Origin of the sequence: Brevundimonas fontaquae (genome assembly GCF_017086445.1) — a bacterium.
GTDB lineage: Bacteria > Pseudomonadota > Alphaproteobacteria > Caulobacterales > Caulobacteraceae > Brevundimonas > Brevundimonas fontaquae.
Genome location: NZ_CP070968.1, coordinates 970,451 through 988,613, shown reverse-complemented (window position 1 = coordinate 988,613; position 18,163 = coordinate 970,451). Strand labels below are relative to the sequence as shown.

Here is an 18,163-nt window from a genome sequence, read left to right as displayed (position 1 = left end):
CGTAAAGCTGCGATTGAGTGGGAGACGGCAGAGACTTAACCCGAGTGCGCGGCCTTTCCAAGCGATATTCGTCAATGCGTCGCACCGAACCGTGCACAGCGCCGCTTTGCCAAGCGCGACGGCTGGGCTAGGCATGACCTTTGAGACGACGACGAGGCTATCCCATGCGCGTGCTGGTTCTGGGCGGCGACGGTTTTTGCGGCTGGCCCACGGCCCTGCATCTGTCGGCCGAAGGGTGGGACGTGACCATCGTCGACAACCTGAGCCGCCGGAACATCGACAACGAGTTGGAGGTCCAGTCCCTGACGCCGATCCGCACGATGGGCGAGCGGATCAAGGCGTGGAAAGACGTGTCCGGCGGCGACATCGGCTTCGTCAACATGACGGTGGGCAAGGAATTGGACCGTCTGGTCGCCCTGATCCGCGACCTGGCCCCCGACAGCGTGGTGCATTTCGCCGAGCAGCGGGCCGCCCCTTATTCGATGAAGTCGGCGCGGCACAAGCTGTACACCGTCGACAACAACATCAACGCCACCAACCACCTGCTGGCCGCCATCGTCGAAAGCGGCCTGGACGTCCACCTGGCGCACCTGGGGACGATGGGGGTCTATGGCTACGGCACCGCGGGCCTGCGCATTCCCGAGGGCTATCTGAAGGTGACGGTGGAGACCGACAACGGCCCCGCCGAGCAGGAAATCCTGTTCCCGCCCAATCCGGGCAGCATCTATCACATGACCAAGACGCAGGACGCCCTGCTGTTCCAGTTCTACGCCCGTAACGACAATCTGCGCATCACCGACCTGCACCAGGGCATCGTCTGGGGCACCCAGACCGAACAGACCAAACAGGACGAACGGCTGATCAACCGCTTCGATTATGACGGCGATTACGGCACGGTGCTGAACCGCTTTTTGATGCAGGCGGCGGTCGGCTATCCGCTGACGGTGCATGGATCGGGCGGCCAGACGCGGGCCTTCATCCATATTCAGGACACGGTGCGCTGCGTCGAACTGGCGCTGAAGAACCCGCCCAAACGCGGCGACCGGGTCAAGATCCTGAACCAGATGACCGAGAGCCGCCGCGTGCGCGATCTGGCGGCCATGATCGCCGACAAGACCGGCGCCGAAATCCACAATGTCGCCAATCCGCGTCAGGAAGCCGACGAGAACGATCTGGTCGTCGCCAACGACCAGTTCCGGGATCTAGGGTTGAAGCCGATCACCCTGGCGCAGGGTCTAATGGACGAGGTCACGGATATCGCCCGCCGCTATGCCGACCGGGCCGATCTGGGTCGGGTGCCGTGCGTCTCCGCCTGGAACCAACGCCGGGCGGAGGCGCTGGAAAATGAGGCGCGGCCGGCAGCCGACGCTCCACCTTCCCAAGTTCTGACGGCCTGAGTTTCGTAATGCCTATCGCCTCCCCTCCCCTCGATCTGCTGGTCTTCGGCGGCGGCTATCTGGGGCGGGCGGCGGCGCTGGAGGCCATACGGCGCGGCGGGCGGGCGACCGCCACCTCGCGCGACCCCGAGCGGCGCCGCGCCCTGGCGGCCGACGGGATCATGGCCATCGATCCCAGCGATGCGGCGGCCTTAAAGACGGCGCTGGAGGCGGCGACGGCCGTGCTGATCACCGCCGCGCCGGACGCCCAAGGGTGTCCCGGTCTGCGGGCCCTGGGGCCTCTGGCGGGCGATGCCTGGCCCGACTGGATTGGCTATGTCTCGTCCACCTCCGTCTATGGCGACCGGGCCGGCGGATGGGTGTTCGAGGACGGGCCGCTGAACGCCGCCAATCTGGAGGGCGCACGCCGCGTTCGGGCCGAGCGCGATTGGATGGATGGGGCGCAAGGGATGGGGCTGACGGTCCAGATCTTCCGCCTGCCCGGTTTCTACGGGCCGGGGCGTAGCGTGGTCGAGCGGCTGAAAGAAGGCACGGCGAAGCTGGTCAGAAAGCCCGGCCAGGTCTTCAACCGCATCCATGTGGACGACATCGTCTCGGGCCTGTTCGCGTCGATGGCGCAGCCGCGACCGGGCGCCGCCTACAATCTGACCGACGACGAACCGTCGCCCGCCGATGTGGTGATGGAATGGGCCGCGGATCGGATGGGCCTGCCCCGCCCGCCCCAGGTGGACTGGACCGACGACAGCGTCAGCGAGGCGATGCGCCGCTTCTATCTGGATTCCAAGCGCGTCTCGAACGCCCTGGCCAAGGCCGAACTCGGCTGGCGGCCCGCCTATCCCAGCTGGCGCGAAGGGCTGACGACGCTGATGGACGCGCCGCCGCCGCTGCGATTGGTGAGCTGATTACACCCCGTCATCCTCGGGCTTGACCCGAGGACCGGGAGTTCTTCGCACTGTGCGTCGCCCGTTCGCAAAAGCGGCGGATCATCCGGTCCTCGGGTCAAGCCCGAGGATGACGAACGGTGAGGGGCCTAGAACGGCAGCAGATTGCGCTGGCGGCTGTAGCTCATGGTGCCAACGTTGGCGCCCAGGCGCAGGCCGACGCCGGTGCGGATGGGGGCCAGGACGATGCCGTCTGCGCGCTGATAGTTCACGCCCAGGCCCGCGACCAGATAGGCCGAGCCCTCAATGCCGGGATAGCGGCGATAGATCATGTCGGGATGGTACAGGCCATAGACCAGGGTGAAGACGCGGCTGGCGTTGCCACCCCAGTCCCAACCCACAGACGCGCCCTGCCAGAACACTTCCTGGGAGGCCGACAGATCCTTCATGTGCAGGGCGCCGCGGCCGTAGCGGGCGCCGACAACGACGGCGCCTGAGCCTTCCTCGCCCGCGATATATGCGGTCGGGCGGTCGCCCTGGTCGGCGAAGACGCGCTCGATCGCGCCGCCCACGACCTCGGCCGCGATGCCCAGCTCGCGCGAGCCGGCCGAAACCAGTTCGTCGAAGCTGTAGGCCTGGGCCGTCTGGTCCGAGCGGATCGGATAGGCGGGATCACGCGGCGGCGCCGAGGCGCAGGCGCCCAGAGACGAGGCGCCGGCGGCGGTGGCGAGGCCCGAAAGGATCAGTTGGCGACGATGCATGGAGGGCGCTCCGAAAGGCGACGAGAGGACGGCCGGCTGGCGCGCCGGTCTTGGCCTCACCGTCCCCGACCTTTGCGGCAGCCTTGCGGCTTCAAGGTTAACGGGGTCTTACCAGGGTGCGCCGATCAGGCCGGAGCGCGCTTTCGCCGGACCAGCAGCCAGGCGAGGCCTATCAGGACCGCCAGCATTCCGAAGGCCTTTCCAGCCGTCAAAGGATCCTCGACCACGAAGATCACGAACAGGGTCGTATTGATCGCCAAGGCGATGATCGCCGGCAGGGGATAGAGCGGCATTTTCCACGGCCGTTCCAGATTTGGCTCGCGCACCCTCAGGACAATGACGGCCGCGTTGACCAGCACGCTCATCAGCGCCAGCAGCGACGTCGAAAAGGTCAGCAAGGTCTCATAGACCCCGATGGTGGCCAGTAGCCCGCCGGCCAGCACGGTCGCGATCAGGGCCAGACGCGGCGTGCCGTTGGCGGCGACCCGGGTCAGGGCCGAGATCTGATACTCGCGCGCCATGGCGAACAGGACGCGCGGGAACACCATGACCATCGCATTGATGATCGTCACCAGCGACACCAGCGAAATGGCCGTGACGATGGGGCCGGCGACATCGCCGAACACCCGACCGGCCGCATCCGCGGCGACGAGGTTCGAGCCCGCCATCTCGGCCGGCGTCAGGACGTTCAGATAGGCCAGGTTGGCCAGCACATAGATCACCGTCACCACGGCGATGCCCGAGAAGGTGGCCCGCGCGATCGTCCGGCCCGGATCCACCACCTCTTCGCAGAAGTAGGAGGCGCTGTTCCAACCGTAATAGGTGCCCGAGATCGCCCGCAGGGCCATGACGATGCCGCCGAAGGTCAGGGCCGCCGCCGTCGCCGGCGCGATCTCGGTCGCCACGGGCGCGCCGCGCGGCGCCAGGAAAAGGCCGATGATCAGCACGGTGAACAAGGCCGCCTTTACCGCGCTGCCGACCTCCTGCGACCGACCGCCGACCCTGGTGCCCAGCCATTGCACGCTGCCCACCACGACCACGATCAACAGGGCGAGGACGCCGACGGGCACGCTGGTCGCGACGCCCAACCGGTGCAGATATTCGCCAAAGACCACGGCGATGAAGGCGATGCCGCCCATATTGCCCAGCCAGTCGCAGACGCCGACGGCGAGGCCGGTCAACGACCCGAAGGCGCGCCGGGCGAAGATATAGGGGCCGCCCGTCTTGCGGATCGAGGCGGCCAGTTCGACCGTCGACATGGCGTCGATCCAGGCGACCAGACCGGCGACGCACCACAGGGCGATGATGATCGTGGGGTTCTGAACCCCCTCGGCGACCACGCCCGGCGTGCGCAATATGCCCTGACCGACGACGCCGCCGACCACGACGGCGACGCCGAACGTCACGCCCAGGACGCGCAGCAGATGGCCGCGATCCGGTTGGGCAGCCTGAGGTTCCGTCGTCATCGCCTATGTCCCCCGCGCCGCCCGAAAGACGGCGCTGCGCCCCCTCAAGCCCGCAGCTTGCCGCCCTGCTTTTCGACCGCCCCGACGACCTTGACGGTCAAGGCCTCGATCTCGGCTTCGGTCAGGGTGGCCTCGCGCGGCTGGATGACGACCTCCAGGGCGACGGACTTGAAACCCTCGTCCACGCCCTTGCCGCGATAGACGTCGAAGACGCGCACGTCGGCGATCAGGGCCTTGTCGGCGCCCGTCGTGGCCCGGACCAGATCGCCGACCGGCTTGGCGTCCTCGACCACGAAGGCGAAGTCGCGCGTCAGGGGCATGAGGGCCGACAGATCGGCGGTTCCCCGCGCCTTGCCCGATTTTCCGCGTGGCTCCGGCACGTTGTCCAGCACGATTTCGAAGCCCAGCATGGGGCCGTCGGCGTCCAGCGCCTTCAACACGCGCGGATGCAGTTCGCCGAACTCGACCATCACATTCTTGGGGCCGAGTTGCAGCCGGGCCGAACGGCCGGGATGCCACCAGTCGCGGTTCTGGCCCTGGACCAGTTGCAGCGAGGCGACCGGGGCGCCGATCTCTTCCAGCAGGGTGTTCAGGTCGGCTTTCAGCGCGAACAGAGCGTCTTCTCCGGCGCCGGCCCAGTGACGGGCGGCGTGCGGGGCGACCAGGCCGGCGATGACCGTGCGCTGATCCGTCGGACCGTCGCTCAGATAGATGGGGCCGATCTCGAACAGGGCGGCGTCGGCGAAACCGCGCGCGGCGTTGCGCGCCGCCGCCTGGATCAGGTTCGGCAGGGCCGAGGGCCGCATGCAGTCCAGATCGGCCGCGATCGGGTTCTCCAGCACCAGCCGATCATCCCCGCCGCCGAACAGGGCTGCGGTCGATTGTTTGGTGAAGGACCAGGTGACGGCCTCGGCGTAACCGAGGGCCGCGAGGGCGCGACGCGCGGTGCGGACGCGGGCCTGGCGGGGGCTCAGCACGCCGCCGGCGGGGCGGGCGACCTCGGGCAGGGGCGTGTCGGGCAGGCTGTCGAAGCCCTCGATCCGCGCGACCTCTTCCACCAGATCGGCCGGACCTTCGACGTCGCGACGCCACGAGGGCGGGGTGACGAGCCAGGGCTCGGCCTGACCGGCGGGCGCGGCCTGAACCAGGAAACCCAGTTGGCCCAGGATGGTCCCGATCCGGTCGTCGGCCAGATCCATGCCGCTGAGGCGCTTCACATAGGCGGGGTCGAAGGCGAAGGGCGCCGGGCTCGCCGGCGGTTCGCCGACGGAGACGATTTCCGACGGCTCGCCGCCGCACAGGTCAAGGATCAGGCGCGTGGCCAGTTCCAGACCCGGCGTGACCGAGACCGGATCGACGCCGCGCGCAAACCGGTACTGGGCGTCGGAATGGATGCCGAGCGCACGGCCGGTCTGGGCGATCACAAGCGGGTCGAACCAGGCGCTTTCCAGGAAGACGTCGGTGGTGGTCTCGTCGCAGCCGGTGCTCTCGCCGCCCATGACGCCGCCCAGGCCGATGGGGCGCTCGCCCCCGGCGTCGGCGATGACGCAGTCGGCCGCGGATGCGGCGTAGGTCTTGCCGTCCAAGGCGATCAGATGTTCGTGCTCGCCGGTCGCGGCCGAAACCTGCCCCGCCCGCACCACGATCTCCGTTCCCGACAGTTTGGCGACGTCATAGACGTGCAGCGGCCGGGCGCGGTCATAGGCGATCAGATTGGTTACATCGACCAGACGGTTGATCGAGCGCAGGCCGATAGCCGTCAGACGCTTCTGCAGCCAGGCCGGCGACGGGCCGTTCTTGACGCCGCGAATGACGCGACCGGCGAAGACCGGGCACATCTCGGGCGCCTCCAGCCGCACGCTGATCGGCGAGGCGAAGGCCCCGCGCACCACGGCGATGTCGAAATGCTTCAGCTTGCCGACGCTGGCGGCGGCCAGATCGCGGGCGATGCCGGCGACGCCCAGCCAGTCAGGCCGGTTCGGCGTGACCTCGAAATCGATGACCGGCTCGGCGCCGAACAGGCCGGCGACCGGCGTGCCGACGGGGATCTCCGGCGGCAGTTCCTGAATGCCGTCGCTCTCGTCCGACAGCTCAAGCTCGGAAGCCGAGCACAGCATGCCGTTCGACACCACGCCGCGCACCGGCTTCTCGACCAGGGTCACGCCCAGGCCCGGCACATAGGCGCCGATGGGGGCGTAGATGGTTGTCAGGCCCGCCCGCGCGTTCGGTGCGCCGCAGACGATCTCCTTCATCCCGTCGACCGTCTCGACCTGGCAGACCTGCAACCGGTCGGCGTTGGGATGACGCTCGGCCGAGACGATCTTGGCCACGGTGAAGGGCGCCAGTTTGGCGGCGGGGTCGAGCACCTCCTCGACCTCCAGCCCGGCCATGGTCATGGCCTCGGCGATCTGATGGACATCCGCCTCGGTTTCGAGATGGTCCTTCAGCCAGGACAGGGTGAACTTCATTGCTGGACGCCGCTCAAGGCCGACTGGAACGCTTCAAGATGACGGTCTTCACCCGTGAAGCCGACGGCGTTGAATGAACAGTTTTCGAACAGGCACATGGCGAACGGCACGGATCCGATCACCTTCTTGCCCATCGGACGAAGCAGCAGATTGCGAACATCGCCTCCGTCGAACCCCATGTTGCAGCCGTCGAAAGCCACGCCGTCGAGGACGAGCATCACGGCCGGTCCCTCGATCTTGCAACGTCGAAACGCACGCCCCTCGACGATGGAGACATTGCTCATCGCCAACTGACGGAAAAAGACCGCCAAAGGGATCTGGATATCCTCGAAGACTTGCTGACGGGCGAATTCGGGCGGGAAAGGCAGGTTTACTGTGGTCATGGGTTCAGCTCAGGCCCGAGGCCGGGTTGGGGGCGGCGAAGGCCGAGAAGCCGTAATGGGACAGCCAGCGGGTGTCGGCGTCGAACATGGGGCGCAGGTCCGGCACGCCGTATTTCAGCATGGCCAGCCGATCCACGCCCATGCCGAAGGCGAAGCCCTGATATTCGTCCGGGTCGATGCCGCAGTTCCTCAGCACATTGGGATGCACCATCCCGCAGCCCAGGATTTCCAGCCAGTCGTCGCCGGTGTTGAAGACCAGTTTCCCGCCCGAACGGTCGCAGCGGATGTCCATTTCAGCCGAGGGTTCGGTGAAGGGGAAGTGATGCGGGCGGAAGCGCGCCTGGACCGCGTCCAGCTCGAAGAAGCGGGCGATGAAGGTCTGAAGCGTCGTCTTCAGGTGACCCATGTGGATGTCGCGGTCGATCACCAGGCCTTCGATCTGGTGGAACATCGGCGTGTGGGTGGCGTCCGAATCCTTGCGGAAGGTGCGGCCCGGGGCGACGATGCGGATCGGCGGCTTCTGGCTCATCATGGTGCGGACCTGCACCGGCGAGGTGTGGGTGCGCAGGACCTTCCGCTCGCCCGTCTCGGGGTCCGGCTTCAGGAAGAAAGTGTCGTGCATTTCCCGCGCCGGGTGTTTGGGCGGGAAGTTCAGGGCGGTGAAGTTGTGGAAGTCGTCCTCGATGTCCGGACCTTCGGCCACGGCGAAGCCCATCTCGGCGAACAGGGCGATCATCTCGTCCATCACCTGCATGGTCGGATGGACTCCGCCCTTCCTGCGCGGACGCGCCGGCAGGGTCAGGTCGATGCGTTCCGACAGCAGGCGGGCGTCCAGTTCGGCGGCTTCCAGCGCGGTCTTCTTCGCGGCGATGGCGGCGGCGACGCGGTCGCGCAGGCCGTTGATCATCGGCCCCTGTTCACGGCGTTCGTCGGGGCTCATGGCGCCCATGCCCTTCAGCAGGCCGGAGACGGAGCCGGACTTGCCCAGGGCGGCGACGCGCACCTCCTCCAGGGCGGCGACGGTTTCCGCGCCGCCGATGGCGTTGATCAGGTCGAGTTCGAGTGTGGCGAGATCGGTCATTTGCCCCGTGCCTTAGAGCATGATCGGTTCGGACGGAACCGCCTCGCGGTTCCGACAGGAGCGTGAATCATGCTCACGGTGAAAATAAAGGCCTGATTCACGGCATCAGCGAAATCGCGAAGCGATTTCCCCTCAGCCGATCAGGCCTGACGGGTGGAAGCCGTTTCGTCACCCTTCAAGGGGCCGATGCGATGGCCTGAAGTTCCGACGCCGGCGCCTTGTTGGCCGCCACGATCCAGGCAGGCGGTTCCGGCTCCCAGCGGATGGGCCGGCCGTCGGTCTGCATCCAGCGATGCAGCCACGAGATTCCGTTGGCGCGGACATAGGTGTCGGCATGGCCGTAGATCGGATCGGCCAGCGCCTCTTCCAGCGGCACGAAGCGATAGCCGCGCGCCAGATACAGGGCGTGGATCTGCGGATAATAGGCCTGGTTCAGGCTGTTGGCGTGCAGCAGCAGCACCTGCGCCGGTTCACGCCCGCCCGCCACCTCTGCGCTGTAGGGTTCGTAGAAGTCCAGCACCGTCGCCATATGCGCCACATAGGCCTGACCGATGCGCTGCATCAGCGCTTGGTCGCCGATCTGCTCGGCCTTGCGATAGACGTCGGCGAACATCCAGTCGTTGTTGTCGAGGGTCACAGGCGCGACCGTATAGCCGCGCTGGGCCAGGCCGGCGGCGATGGCGTCGTGCTTTTCCTGCGTCTCGCCGGTGAACAGATAGGGGTGGCGGAACCAACGCAGGGTCTGGCCGCGCGCCTCAAGCGCCTGCCGAACGATCGGCGCCCCGGCGTCCACGTCGGCCAGATAGGCCTCAACCGTCGTCGAGTGGATGTTCAGATGGGTGTTGGTGTGGTTGCCCAGGTCCAGACCAGCGTCCAGCCAGACGTTCAGCACGCGCGGCAGGATCGTGGCGCGCTCGGCCTCGCACACCTTGCCCGCATTGACGAAGGCTGTGCCGTGCGTGTCCAGCGGCTTCAGCATGGCGACGAAATCCTGGGTGATCGTCATCAGGCGCGCCGGATCGCATAGGGTCGCCGCATCCGTCTGGAACGGCAGGTCGTCGAAGGTCACGGCCACGCGTCGGTCCTGCGCGGCGGCGGGAGTGACAAGAACGAGGGCGGCAACCAAGCCGCAGATCAGGGTGCGCATCATACGGCGAGGCTATCGAAGTCGCGTGCGCGAGGGAATATCGCTCGCAGTCCGGACTTTCCATCCGCCTACGGATCGACTGTCGAAAACCCGCCGCGAAAGGTTCATGAACGGCAAAGCTGGCGTTAAATATCACCGTCTAATCAGGCCTCCGGACTTGCGAGGACCTTGATGCCGCTGATCGGTGATTTCGTCGACTTGATCGCGCCTGTGGCTCCGTCCACGCCGGGCGCCGATGTGTTCGAACGGTTCCAGACCGAGCCGAACACCCTGGCCCTGGCTGTCGTCGATGACGATGGCCGCCCCCTCGGCATCATCGAACGCAACGCCTTCACCCTGAGGATGGCGGCCGAGTTCGGACGCGCCCTGTATGCCCGAAAGCCCGCAGAAAGCCTGATGGATCGCAATGCGCCGGTGGCGGAGGCGGCGACCAGCGCCGAGGCCTTCTTCCACGCCTATGACGCGGCGGAACTGGGCGCCTTGCTGACGGGCTTCATCGTGGTGGCGGACGGCCGCTACGTCGGCGTCGGCACGGCGCTGCAGGTGGTGCAGGCCGGCGCGGCCCTGCACCGCCAGCGGGCCGAGGAAATGAGCGCCCTGGCCCGCGACCTGGCGCTGGCCGAGGCCGAGGCCGTCGCCTCCAGCCGGGCCAAGTCCGAGTTCCTGGCGGTGATGAGCCACGAGATCCGCACACCCCTGAACGGGGTGCTGGGCGTCGCGGCCCTGATGGACAAGAAGCTGGAGCAGGAAGAGCTGCGTCCCTACGTCCGCACCGTGATCGATTCGGGCCAGAGCCTGCTGCGGCTGCTGACCGACGCGCTCGACATGTCGCGCGCCTCGGCCGGCATGCTGACGCTGGAGGAGGAGCCGCTGGACCTATCGGCCGTCGCCTTCGACATCGACGCCCTGTGGCGCGCACGGGCCGAGGAGAAGTCGCTCGGTCTGACCATCCGCACCGACCTGACCGTTCCTTGCGTTCGGGCCGACGGGATGCGGTTGAAGCAGCTGCTGAACAATCTGATCGGCAATGCGCTGAAGTTCACCCTGACGGGCGAGGTCGTCGCCCTGATCGAGAGCCGATCCGACGGCGAGGTGATCTTCACCGTGGACGACAGCGGACCCGGCGTGCCCGAGGCGGCGGCCGCGACCATCTTTGATCCCTTCAACACCGGAAAGGCCGGGCGCGAGGGGGCGGGCGCGGGCCTGGGCCTGGCCATCTGCCGACAGATCGCCGAACGGATGGGCGGCGCGATCTCGCTGGGCGCCTCGCCCCAGGGCGGCGCGCGCTTTCAGGTGCGCCTGCCGCTGCGTGTCGCGACCGAGAGCGCGGCGCCTGCCCCGGCCATGGCCGAGCCGACGCCGCACGAGACCCTGCATGTGCTGGTGGTGGACGACAACGCCACCAACCGCTTCGTCGCCGGCAAACTGCTGGAGATGTTCGGCTGCACCTGCGAGATGGCCGAGAACGGGCGAGAGGCGGTGGACGCCGTCAGGGCTCGACCGTTCGACCTGGCCGTGATGGACATCAAGATGCCGGTGATGGACGGGGTCGCCGCGACGCGGGCTATCCGCGCCCTGCCCGGCCCGGCCGGCGACCTGCCGATCCTGGCCCTGACGGCGAACGCCGACGAGCGCGACGAGCTGGACTATATCGCCGCCGGCATGAACGGCGTGGCGCAAAAGCCGATCCAGCCCGACGCCCTTCTGAACGCCATCCGCATGGTGCTGGCGCAGAGCCGTGTGGCCGAGGTCGCAGAGGCCGCCTGAAACGAAGAACGCCCGCCCCGGAAACCGGAGCGGGCGTCATTCTTGTTGCGCTACGCTCGCGACGCGATCGCTCGCGACTTGAGCGCGGCCCTTAAGCCAGGGCGGCGCGGACCTTGTCGGCGACAGCCTTGAAGCCGGTCGCGTCAGCGGCGATCGCGGCCAGAACCTTGCGGTCCAGTTCGATGCCGGCCTTGTTCAGACCGTTGATGAACTGGCTGTAGGTGAAGCCTTCCAGACGGGCGGCGGCGTTGATGCGCTGGATCCACAGGGCGCGGAAGTTGCGCTTCTTTGCGCGACGGTCGCGATAGGCGTATTGCCCGGCGCGGTCGACGGCGGCCTTGGCCGTACGGATGGTATTCTTGCGGCGGCCGGAGAAGCCCTTGGCCTGCTCCAGAACCTTCTTGTGCTTGGCGTGCGAGGTTACGCCACGTTTAACGCGAGCCATGTCGCTATTCCTTCAAATTCTTTGGGATGGAGATCAGTCGTACAGCGCGCGCCGATCAGGCGTACGGCATGTAGGATTTGATCTTCTTGGCGTCGGCGTCGGCCATGACCGAGGTGCCGCGGTTCTGGCGGATGTATTTCGAGTTGTGGCTGATCAAGCGGTGACGCTTGCCCGCAACGCCGGCCTTAACCTTGCCAGTGGCCGTGAATTTGAAGCGCTTCTTGGCGCCCGACTTCGTCTTCAGTTTCGGCATTTCAGTCTCCTTTTTGGAGGGCTACCGTCCTTCGGACTACTTGAGCCCGTGGGGAGGTGTCTCTCCAGAGTTTAGGAACCGCCCAGGCATGCCTGTTCGCCTGGCGGTTCGGTACGCGAAGGCGCGGCTTCTACGTGAAGAGCGCCGTCATTGCAAGACGAGTCAGGCCGGGGCTTTGACGCCGCCCTCGCCGCTGCGAATGACGCGCCCGGCGTTGATCGCCATCAGGGCCGCCGGGAGGGTCAGCAGCGCCCCGATCACGAAGGGCCAGTCATGGCCCAGCCCCGAGAACAGCGCGCCCGCGATCATCGGCCCGAAGATGCGCGCCACCGAGCTGGAGGCCATGTTCAGGCCCAGCATGGCCCCCTGCCGATCAGGCGGCGAGGCGCGGCTGATCATGGCCGAAATGTTGGGCATGGCCAGCGACATGCCGCACGCGCCAATCGCCATTACGATCGGAATGATCCAGCCCTGGACGACCGGGATCGTCAGGGCACCCAGCTCGAGTCGCGTCGCGGGAAACCACGCGACCGGCGCCAGCACCTGCAACACCAGCGAGGTTCCAAACAGCAGCATGCCGGTGGCCAGCACGCGCGATTCGCCGAAGCGTCGCGCCAGCCGCCCGGCGAAGAACCCCTGGTTCAGCGTCGAGACGATGCCCACGATCATGAAGCTGAGCCCCACCTCGCGCGCGCCCCATTGATAGCGGCTCTCGGACCACAGGCCGAACACGCTCTCCATCGCCGAAAACCCGGCCATATAGATCAGCGTCACGACCAGCACGCGCGAAACCACCGCGTTGTCACGCGCATCCTTCAGCCCCGCCAGGAAGGCCGGACGCGGCGCGGCGGGATCGGCCTTGGCCCGGCTTTCGCGCAGGAAGACGACCACGCCGACCGCCGCAACCGCCGCCAGCGCCGCCGCCAGGAAGATCGGCAGCTGATAGCCCAACCGTCCCAGCTGCGGCTGCGTCAGCAATCCACCTAAGCCCGGACCGACGATGAAGCCCAGGCCGAACGCCGCCCCGATCAGACCCATTCGCCCGGCCCGCTGCTCAGGCGGGGTCACATCGGCGACATACCCTTGAACCGTCGAGATATTGCCCGCGCCCAGGCCGGTGAACAGCCTGACCGCGATCGCCAACCAGATGTTGGGCACGAAGGCCAGCATCAGATAGCCCAACGCATTGGCGATCAGGGTCATCAACAGCACGGGCTTTCGCCCGATCCGATCCGACAACCGCCCCCAGAACGGCTCGGCGAAGAACTGACCCAGCGAATAGGCCGAAAACATCAGCGTGATCTGCCACGCGTCGGCCTTCAGGCTCTGAGCGAAGAACGGCAGCAACGGCACCACCAGCCCAAACCCGACCAGATTGATGAACACCGTCGCGAACAACACGGCCAGCGCCGGTGTCTTAAGCTTGGGCGGCGGGGTGCGCGCAGCGACCGTATCGGCGTTCGTCATTCCCAACGCTTAGCCGTTTCTCCAGCAAAGAAAAACGCCCCGGTCTCGGGACCGGGGCGTTTGGTATTCAGCGATGGATCGCGATCAGCGCGGGGCCAGGATCATGATCATCTGGCGGCCTTCCATCTTGGGCGAGAACTCGACCTTGGCGACTTCGTCGAAGTCGGCCTGGACCTTGTTCAGCAGCTTCATGCCCAGTTCGGGGTGCGCCATTTCGCGACCGCGGAAGCGCAGGGTGACCTTGACCTTGTCGCCTTCCTCGAAGAAGCGGTGCATGGCCTTGGCCTTCACCTCATAGTCGTGGGTGTCGATGTTCGGACGGAGTTTGATCTCCTTCAACTCGACGACCTTCTGGCGCTTGCGCTGCTCGGCCTTCTTCTTCTGTTCCTGGAAACGGTGCTTGCCGTAATCGAGGATCTTGGCCACCGGCGGCTCGGAGGTGGAGACGATCTCGACCAGGTCCATCCCGGCTTCCTCGGCGGCTTCCAGAGCAGCAGAGGTGGGCATGACGCCCTGTTTTTCGCCGTTCTGGTCGATGAGCAGAACGCGAGGGGCGCGGATATCCTGGTTCATACGCGGCCCGTCTTTCACGGGTGGCGCTTGCATGGGACGGCGAATGGGCGTCGTTTCCTTATGTGGTCAGAGAAGGCGTATGTCGTGATGAGCGAATGCACGCGGCGATCGCCACGTTCCCCTCAAGGCCGGCAATATGCGCCGCGAGCCCCGATTTTTCAAGGGTTCGCAGGCGTTTCGACGATGTAGGCGTCATGTAGCGCCAGCACCGCGTCGAAGACGTGATCCACTGTCAGGTCCTCGATCGGCGCGAACTGGCCGCGCGTCTCGTTGGACGCCGCCGTGCGCGTCTTGGGTCCCCAGGGACCGTACAGCCACCACTCCGTCGGACCGAACAGACCCAGGGTCGGCCGGCCCAGCGCGGCGGAGACGTGCATCAGACCCGAATCGTTGCCGACGAACAGATCGGCCCGGTCGATGGCGGCCGCCGAGGCCAAGATGTCGCCCTTGCCGACGAAGTCGATGCCGCGCCCTCCTTGCTCGGTGTGGCCAGCAGCTTCCAGAGCCGGGGTCGCGGGCGGCCGGTCGCCCGGTCCGCCCACCGGCATGAAGCGCCAGCCGTCGAAGCGCGGCTCGGCTTTCAGCTTCTCGACCAGCGCGCCCCAACGATCGGCGGGCCAGCTCTTGCCCGGCTGATGTGCGATGGGGGCGAGGGCGATGATCGGGCCGGGACCCGCGCCGCCCGCCAGCTGCGGATCGATCACGGCGGCGGCCTCGGCCCGCGCCTGATCGTCCAGGAAGATTTCGGGATCCAGCGGCGTCGGCGAACCCATCAGGCGCGACACCATCTCGACCTTGCGCAGGCCCGTCTCCCACGAGCGGTTATAGACGATGCGCCGCTTGGCGGGGATCAGATAGCTGAGCGCCGAACCCCGGATGTCGATCACCAGGTCCCAGCGCGTGCCGACGACCTGTTTCCACAGATCGAGCCAGTGGCCGGACAGCTTCTTCTTGTCGAGCACGATGGTGCGCACCACGCCGGGCGCATTGCGGAAGAAGGGCGCGGGCGGCCGGCCGCAGGCGACGGTGATCTCGGCCCCAGAGACCTGACGCGCGATCTCGCGGATCACGCCCGACGAGATGACGCAGTCGCCGATGCGGTTGGAGGTGACGAACAGGACCTGGGGTGCGGGCATGGGTCTGTGTTCCGCCATCGCGCGTCGCGGTCAAGGGTGACGACGGCGGAAAGTCCGGGCAGAACGGCGCCATGACCGACATCCAGCACCTGCCCCGCCCCGATGGCGAAACCCTGGCCTTCAAACGCCTCGACGGCGACGGCCCGACCGTGATCTGGGTCGGCGGCTTTCGTTCGGACATGGAGGGGACCAAGGCCCTGGCCCTGGACGTCGCCGCGCGCGAACGCGGCTGGAACTTCGTCCGCTACGACCATTTCGCCCATGGCCAGTCCACCGGCGACTGGAGACAGGCCACCATCGGCCGCTGGCGCGAGGACGCCGTCGCCCTGATCGACAGTCTTTCCGGCCCGGTCATTCCGGTCGGCTCCTCGATGGGCGGCTGGGTCTCGCTGCTGGCGACCCTGGCGCGGCCGGATCGGATCAAGGGCCTGGTTCTGGTCAATCCGGCCCAGGACTTCACCGAGCGGCTGATGTGGCCCGGCCTGGCGGACCACGAGCGTCAGGCCATCCTGCGCGAGGGCGAAACCCTGATCGTCGAGGAGGGTCTGGGCGAATATGTCCTGACGCGGCGCATGTTCGAGGAAGCGCGCAAATGGCTGCTGCTGGACGGCGTGATCGAGATCGCCGCCCCGGTTCATGTCCTGCAAGGTCGCGCCGACGACGTCGTGCCGTGGCGACATCAGGTCGAACTGGTCGAACGTCTGACGGGCGGCGACGTGCGCCTGGACCTGATCGAGGGGGGCGATCACCGGCTTTCGTCGCCGGCGGACCTCGACCGACTGGTCGCGGCGGTCGAGGCGATGCGAACCTAGATCCTCTCCCGTTCACGGGGGAGGGGGACCGCGAAGCGGTGGAGGGGGCGAACGCATCTTCGTTTCGAACGGCTCGCACCTTGCGCGCTCCGCCCCCTCCACCATGCTGCGCATGGTCCCCCTCCCCCGCTGACGCAGGGGAGGATTGTGTCAGCGGCCCCCCGTCAGCGCCCCATACAGGTCCGTCCGGCGATCGCGGAAGAAGCCCCAGGCCGCGCGGTATTTGTCCAGCTCGTCCAGATCGAAGCGGTGCACCAACACCCCCTCCTCCTCGGCGTCCAGTTGCTCGACCAGTTCGCCCTGCTGATCGGCGATGAAGGAATGGCCGTAGAAGGTCTGGCCGACCTCGGTCACGCGCTCATGACCGATCCGGTTGGCGCCGACGACCGGCACGGCGTTGGACACCGCGTGTCCCTGCATGGCCCGCCGCCAGGGCTCGGCCGTGTGCAGGGTCGCATCATGCGGCTCGGTGCCGATGGCGGTCGGGTACATCAGGACATCGGCGCCCTTCAGCATCATCGCCCGCGCCGCTTCCGGGAACCACTGGTCCCAGCAGATGCCGACCCCGACCTTGCCGAAGCGCGTCTTCCAGACCTTGAAGCCCGTGTCGCCCGGCCGGAAATAGTATTTTTCCTGATAGCCGGGGCCGTCGGGGATATGGCTCTTGCGATAGACGCCCAAGGCCTCGCCGTCGGCGTCCAGCATGACCAGCGAGTTGTAATATTGCGGCCCGTCCTTCTCGAAGATCGAGACGGGAATGGCGACGCCCAGGTCCTTGGCCACCGGCGCCATGGCCACAACACACGGATGCTCGCGCCACTCATAGGCGTGGGCGAACCAGTGCTCTTCCTGTGAGACGCAGAAATACGGCCCCTGGAACAGCTCCGACGGCAGGATCACCTGCGCGCCCCGCCCCGCCGCCTCGCGCACGAAGGCGATGGTCTTGTAGATGTTCGCCTGCATGTCCTCGCCATACGAGGTCTGGATGCCGGCGACGGTGATGTTGCGGCTCATGCGGGCTCCTGCTGGGAGATGCAGTGGAACGAGCCGCCGCCGGTCAGGATGGCGTTGGACGGCAGCGGAATGATCTCGCGATCGGGGAAGGCGTCCTTCAACGCCTGACAGGCCATGTCGGACGCACGCGCATCGCCATAGGTGGGAACGATCACCGCGCCGTTGGCGATCAGGAAGTTCATGTGACTGGCCGGGATCGGGCGTTCGTCCTCGTCCAGCACCAGCCCCGGAGACGGGATGCGCACGACCTTCAGCCGACGGCCCGCCGCATCGGTCACGGCGGCCAGATCGCGCGCCGTCGCGTCATAGACGTCGGCGTTGACGTCGTTCGTCCCCCAGGCGACCGGGCAGGCGACCACGCCCGGCGCGACGAACCGCGCCAGGTTATCGACGTGCCCGTCGGTGTGATCGTTCAGCAGACCGTCGCCCAGCCACACCACCACCTTGGCGCCGACCGCCGTTTCCAGCGCCCCCGCCGCGACGGCCTCATCCTGGTTCCAGGCCGGATTGCGGTTCGGGTTCAGCAGGCATTGGCGCGTGGTCAGGACGGTCCCCTCCCCGTCGTGATCCAGCGACCCGCCCTCCATGACAAAGTCGTTCCAGGTCAGGTCCACGCCCGCATGTCGGCCGATCTGGCCCGCCACCAGGTCGTCTCCTGGCATGTCGTATTTGCCGCCCCAGCCGTTGAACTTGAACGCGGCGGCCGTCTTGGATCCCGCGCCGAAGATTGGTCCGGTGTCGCGCAGCCAGACGTCTCCGAACTCGCCGGGCACGACCTCGACATTCGCCACGCCCGCAAAGCGCGCCTGGGCGTCGGCCAAGACCTCGGCCTTGCCGACCATCAGCTTGACCTTCTCGCGACCCGGTCCGGCCAGAGCCCGCACCAGACCCTCGACCTCGTCCTGCGCCTGCTCCAGCGCCTCGAACCAATATTCCGCATGGCTGGGCCAACCCACCCACATGGCGCGGTGCGGCGCCCATTCTGCGGGGATGGCGGCAGCAGTCGGATCGGTCATGCGGGCGTCCTCAAGAAGGGCCGAACTCGGAGCCGCGCCATATGGCCCCAAGCGCCCCCGACTTCAACGTCAGCCACGAAAAAGGGCGGCCCGCGA

The 18,163-nt window shown here is 67.1% G+C and carries 17 protein-coding genes; 4 read left to right on the top strand and 13 right to left on the bottom strand.

The genetic code is table 11. The annotated features are described in order from the left end of the window. Window positions 1–164 precede the first annotated feature (164 nt). Complete coding sequence (locus tag JX001_RS04770) at window positions 165–1,397, top strand: NAD-dependent epimerase/dehydratase family protein (protein WP_205682506.1); 1,233 nt, start codon at window positions 165–167, stop codon at window positions 1,395–1,397. Window positions 1,398–1,405: 8 nt separating this feature from the next. Further along, window positions 1,406–2,299 carry a Rossmann-fold NAD(P)-binding domain-containing protein gene (locus JX001_RS04765; protein ID WP_205682505.1) on the top strand — a complete coding sequence of 298 codons (894 nt, stop codon included), beginning with the start codon at window positions 1,406–1,408 and terminating at the stop codon, window positions 2,297–2,299. 128 nt (window positions 2,300–2,427) lie between these two features. Here the strand turns inward: JX001_RS04765 and JX001_RS04760 are convergent, their stop codons facing one another. The 6 genes from JX001_RS04760 to JX001_RS04735 all read right to left on the bottom strand — a co-directional run bounded on the left by JX001_RS04760 (window position 2,428) and on the right by JX001_RS04735 (window position 9,587). Then, window positions 2,428–3,039: a DUF1134 domain-containing protein gene (locus JX001_RS04760; RefSeq protein WP_112863483.1), complete on the bottom strand. Its 612-nt coding sequence runs from the start codon at window positions 3,037–3,039 to the stop codon at window positions 2,428–2,430. Between the two features lie 125 nt (window positions 3,040–3,164). After that, window positions 3,165–4,505 (bottom strand): APC family permease, encoded by a 1,341-nt coding sequence (locus tag JX001_RS04755; protein ID WP_205682504.1) that lies wholly within the window; start codon window positions 4,503–4,505, stop codon window positions 3,165–3,167. Window positions 4,506–4,549: 44 nt separating this feature from the next. Continuing rightward, entirely contained in the window at window positions 4,550–6,973 is a 2,424-nt protein-coding gene (gene pheT / locus JX001_RS04750; RefSeq protein ID WP_205682503.1) for a phenylalanine--tRNA ligase subunit beta, read from the bottom strand. Next, window positions 6,970–7,356, bottom strand: coding sequence for a hypothetical protein (locus tag JX001_RS04745; RefSeq protein WP_112863480.1), 387 nt, complete (start codon window positions 7,354–7,356; stop codon window positions 6,970–6,972). Before JX001_RS04745 ends, pheT begins: the two co-directional genes overlap by 4 nt. Before the next feature lie 4 nt (window positions 7,357–7,360). Further along, a complete protein-coding gene (gene pheS, locus JX001_RS04740; RefSeq protein ID WP_091748933.1) occupies window positions 7,361–8,437 on the bottom strand; it encodes a phenylalanine--tRNA ligase subunit alpha in 1,077 nt (358 codons plus the stop codon). 175 nt (window positions 8,438–8,612) lie between these two features. Then, on the bottom strand, window positions 8,613–9,587 hold the full coding sequence (locus JX001_RS04735; protein WP_205682502.1) for a polysaccharide deacetylase family protein: 975 nt from the start codon (window positions 9,585–9,587) through the stop codon (window positions 8,613–8,615). Between the two features lie 168 nt (window positions 9,588–9,755). Here JX001_RS04735 and JX001_RS04730 point away from each other — a divergent pair, with 168 nt between their 5' ends. Next, window positions 9,756–11,351 (top strand): ATP-binding protein, encoded by a 1,596-nt coding sequence (locus JX001_RS04730; RefSeq protein ID WP_205682501.1) that lies wholly within the window; start codon window positions 9,756–9,758, stop codon window positions 11,349–11,351. A 91-nt stretch (window positions 11,352–11,442) separates the two neighbouring features. Here JX001_RS04730 and rplT read toward each other — a convergent pair whose 3' ends face one another. The 5 genes from rplT to JX001_RS04705 all read right to left on the bottom strand — a co-directional run bounded on the left by rplT (window position 11,443) and on the right by JX001_RS04705 (window position 15,225). Next, on the bottom strand, window positions 11,443–11,796 hold the full coding sequence (gene rplT / locus JX001_RS04725; RefSeq protein WP_017506327.1) for a 50S ribosomal protein L20: 354 nt from the start codon (window positions 11,794–11,796) through the stop codon (window positions 11,443–11,445). 55 nt (window positions 11,797–11,851) lie between these two features. Then, window positions 11,852–12,049 carry a 50S ribosomal protein L35 gene (gene rpmI / locus JX001_RS04720; protein ID WP_003166435.1) on the bottom strand — a complete coding sequence of 66 codons (198 nt, stop codon included), beginning with the start codon at window positions 12,047–12,049 and terminating at the stop codon, window positions 11,852–11,854. Window positions 12,050–12,211: 162 nt separating this feature from the next. After that, entirely contained in the window at window positions 12,212–13,516 is a 1,305-nt protein-coding gene (locus tag JX001_RS04715) for an MFS transporter (RefSeq protein ID WP_205682500.1), read from the bottom strand. 84 nt (window positions 13,517–13,600) lie between these two features. After that, on the bottom strand, window positions 13,601–14,122 hold the full coding sequence (gene infC / locus JX001_RS04710) for a translation initiation factor IF-3 (RefSeq protein WP_055752751.1): 522 nt from the start codon (window positions 14,120–14,122) through the stop codon (window positions 13,601–13,603). 125 nt (window positions 14,123–14,247) lie between these two features. Beyond that, window positions 14,248–15,225: a glycosyltransferase family 9 protein gene (locus JX001_RS04705; RefSeq protein ID WP_205682499.1), complete on the bottom strand. Its 978-nt coding sequence runs from the start codon at window positions 15,223–15,225 to the stop codon at window positions 14,248–14,250. Window positions 15,226–15,296: 71 nt separating this feature from the next. Between JX001_RS04705 and JX001_RS04700 the strand changes: the two genes are divergently transcribed. Then, a complete protein-coding gene (locus JX001_RS04700) occupies window positions 15,297–16,037 on the top strand; it encodes an alpha/beta fold hydrolase (RefSeq protein ID WP_205682498.1) in 741 nt (246 codons plus the stop codon). A 150-nt stretch (window positions 16,038–16,187) separates the two neighbouring features. On the opposite strand, the gene aguB is transcribed toward JX001_RS04700, so the two are convergent. Together aguB and JX001_RS04690 are read right to left on the bottom strand one after the other, a co-directional pair. Beyond that, a complete protein-coding gene (aguB, locus tag JX001_RS04695; RefSeq protein WP_205682497.1) occupies window positions 16,188–17,051 on the bottom strand; it encodes an N-carbamoylputrescine amidase in 864 nt (287 codons plus the stop codon). After that, window positions 17,048–18,067 carry an agmatine deiminase family protein gene (locus tag JX001_RS04690; RefSeq protein ID WP_205682496.1) on the bottom strand — a complete coding sequence of 340 codons (1,020 nt, stop codon included), beginning with the start codon at window positions 18,065–18,067 and terminating at the stop codon, window positions 17,048–17,050. Before JX001_RS04690 ends, aguB begins: the two co-directional genes overlap by 4 nt. Window positions 18,068–18,163 lie beyond the last annotated feature (96 nt).

Excerpts from the sequence above, each read along its gene's own strand:
- aguB (WP_205682497.1), bottom strand. The coding sequence starts at position 17,051 with ATGAGCCGCAACATCACCGTCGCCGGCATCCAGACCTCGTATGGCGAG.
- JX001_RS04745 (WP_112863480.1), bottom strand. The coding sequence starts at position 7,356 with ATGACCACAGTAAACCTGCCTTTCCCGCCCGAATTCGCCCGTCAGCAA.
- JX001_RS04730 (WP_205682501.1), top strand. The coding sequence starts at position 9,756 with ATGCCGCTGATCGGTGATTTCGTCGACTTGATCGCGCCTGTGGCTCCG.
- JX001_RS04755 (WP_205682504.1), bottom strand. The coding sequence starts at position 4,505 with ATGACGACGGAACCTCAGGCTGCCCAACCGGATCGCGGCCATCTGCTG.
- JX001_RS04705 (WP_205682499.1), bottom strand. The coding sequence starts at position 15,225 with ATGCCCGCACCCCAGGTCCTGTTCGTCACCTCCAACCGCATCGGCGAC.
- JX001_RS04765 (WP_205682505.1), top strand. The coding sequence starts at position 1,406 with ATGCCTATCGCCTCCCCTCCCCTCGATCTGCTGGTCTTCGGCGGCGGC.
- infC (WP_055752751.1), bottom strand. The coding sequence starts at position 14,122 with ATGCAAGCGCCACCCGTGAAAGACGGGCCGCGTATGAACCAGGATATC.
- JX001_RS04735 (WP_205682502.1), bottom strand. The coding sequence starts at position 9,587 with ATGATGCGCACCCTGATCTGCGGCTTGGTTGCCGCCCTCGTTCTTGTC.
- rplT (WP_017506327.1), bottom strand. The coding sequence starts at position 11,796 with ATGGCTCGCGTTAAACGTGGCGTAACCTCGCACGCCAAGCACAAGAAG.
- rpmI (WP_003166435.1), bottom strand. The coding sequence starts at position 12,049 with ATGCCGAAACTGAAGACGAAGTCGGGCGCCAAGAAGCGCTTCAAATTC.
- JX001_RS04690 (WP_205682496.1), bottom strand. The coding sequence starts at position 18,067 with ATGACCGATCCGACTGCTGCCGCCATCCCCGCAGAATGGGCGCCGCAC.
- JX001_RS04700 (WP_205682498.1), top strand. The coding sequence starts at position 15,297 with ATGACCGACATCCAGCACCTGCCCCGCCCCGATGGCGAAACCCTGGCC.
- pheT (WP_205682503.1), bottom strand. The coding sequence starts at position 6,973 with ATGAAGTTCACCCTGTCCTGGCTGAAGGACCATCTCGAAACCGAGGCG.
- JX001_RS04760 (WP_112863483.1), bottom strand. The coding sequence starts at position 3,039 with ATGCATCGTCGCCAACTGATCCTTTCGGGCCTCGCCACCGCCGCCGGC.
- JX001_RS04770 (WP_205682506.1), top strand. The coding sequence starts at position 165 with ATGCGCGTGCTGGTTCTGGGCGGCGACGGTTTTTGCGGCTGGCCCACG.
- pheS (WP_091748933.1), bottom strand. The coding sequence starts at position 8,437 with ATGACCGATCTCGCCACACTCGAACTCGACCTGATCAACGCCATCGGC.
- JX001_RS04715 (WP_205682500.1), bottom strand. The coding sequence starts at position 13,516 with ATGACGAACGCCGATACGGTCGCTGCGCGCACCCCGCCGCCCAAGCTT.